General features: G+C 69.0%; 1 protein-coding gene. It reads right to left on the bottom strand.

Annotated features, from left to right (window positions below):
• Positions 1 to 58: 58 nt before the first annotated feature.
• Entirely contained in the window at positions 59 to 1837 is a 1779-nt protein-coding gene (locus ACYQ78_RS39195) for an IS481 family transposase (RefSeq protein WP_459806073.1), read from the bottom strand.
• Positions 1838 to 2062 lie beyond the last annotated feature (225 nt).

Raw genomic sequence — 2062 nt, 5'->3', positions numbered from 1 at the left:
TTGTCCAGTCCCACGAGATGATTGACGTTTCTGTCCCAGCACATGCTTTACAGGTGGGCTAGGAAACATGACCGGCCTTGCGGGGCCGGGCGGCTTTGATGCTGCGGACGGGCTGGGTGGTGGTCCGACGGACCACACGGGTGTCATCGGGCAGTTCGATCGTGAGCGTGGTGTCGCTGACATGGATGGTGACGATCGCGCGGGCGTGGATCCTGCCGAGGGCGACCTTCTGCCCGGCGACCATGACCACGCCGCTGTTGCTGGCCACCCGCTGAACCGTCACCGGCTCGACACTCGGACGGGGCGGAGGGCCCGCCGGGCGGGCGTCGCGCAGATGCCGCAGCCGCTCCCAGGAGATCGGGTTGGGGCGGGTGCGCAGCAACTCCCGCTTGGCCGGGTCGAAGAACATCAGGGTGTTCTCCTCGATGCGGATGCTGACTCGTCTGCCGCCCAGGATCTCGGCCGCCAGGACGATCCGCCCGGCCAGGCTGACCGTCCCGGTCCGGCTGACGGTCCGGTCCACCTCCAACGCCGTCCCCGCCCCGGTCTCGGCTGCCGGCAAGGGCGCGGGACCGGCTGGGCGTCCACCCGAAGCGGCGAGTTTGGCCAGGTCGGCGTTCGACAGGTGAGAGCGGAAACTCTTGATCCGCACCCCGGCGATCAGCAGGTGAATGACGTCGGTGTCGGCCCAGAACGTCACCATGACCCCCGCCCGATCAGGGCCCAGCCAGAACTGACGGCCCGCCAACGCCATGTTCCCGCTGGTCGGCACGACCTTCTCCAGCTCCAGCGGCCCACCCGACCACGCCCGAACCGGCTGCGGGTCCGGAGCTGAGGCGGCAGGCTCCGGGATCGATTGCGGCTGGGCGATGACCTGCCCGTCGATGGCTTTCAGCACGGCGGGCAGTCGCAGCGGCAGCATCTCCTCCTGGCGATCGTTGCGGGGCTGGAAACGTTCGGCCGGGCAGGCCATCCCGAGTGCCTGATGCGGTCGCCGGGTGTTGTATTCGACCACCCAGGCCGTCACCGCCGCCTGCGCGGTCGCCAGATCGGCGAAGGGGACCGCGTCATCCAGCAGTTCCCGACGCAGACTCTGATGGAACCGCTCGACCTTGCCCGTCGTGGTCGGCGAACGCGGCTGGGTCAGCCGATGCACGATCCCGTTGTCGCGGCAGATCCGGTCGAACAGCACCTCACCGCCTTTGCCGAACCGGTCGGTGAACTGCTTGCCGTTGTCGGTCAGCACCTCATCCGGCACCCCGAACGCCTTCAGCGCCGCAGCGAAGGCCAGGCAGACCGCCCGCCCGGTCGGCCGCGCCACCACAGCGGCGATCACGCAATACCGCGAATGGTCATCGACCCCGGTCACGACCTTCGCCTCGCTGCCGTCGGCCAGGAACACCCCGCCGACGATGTCCATCTGCCACAACTGCATCGGCGCCGGCCGCTCCCACCGCAGATAGTCCTCCCGCCGCTTGCGCCGAGCGCGGGGACTGATCAGGCCGTGTCGCACCAGCGCCCGATAGACCGCCATCCGCGACGGCGGCGGATCCACCCCCAACCGGGCGGCCTCATGCACCAGCCGGACCGGACCCCACCGCGGATGCTCCCGCCGCAGCTCACACACCACCGCCTCCACCTGGGCGGATAACCGCGACGGCGAGGAGGCCGGACGACGGGAACGATCGGCCAGCCCGGCCAGACCCGATTCCCGATAACGGCGCAGCCAGGAATGCAGCGTCTGCCGCGACACCCCCACCTCGGCAGACGTCTCGCTCACACCCGCACCCGCGAGAACCGCCAGGACCGCTCGATAACGCTGCTCGACAACCGACAAATCGACCAGGGCCAATCCCGGCCTCCCGCCGCACGCCACCCGCAAAGGACGCACGGAAGATCGGCCGACAACGGCACCTGTCAAACATGTCCTGGGACTGATGTGTCAAGCATGTCCCGGGACAGGACAGCTGAACCCGCCATTGCATTGCCGAATTGTTCTTATAGATGTCAAGGCGCGGCCTGACGGCCGCGCGGGCGGCAGAACGCCGCCCTCCCCTCGCCG

The sequence above is a fragment of the Herbidospora sp. RD11066 genome, from assembly GCF_054661255.1.
This window is presented reverse-complemented; position numbering and strand designations above follow the sequence as displayed.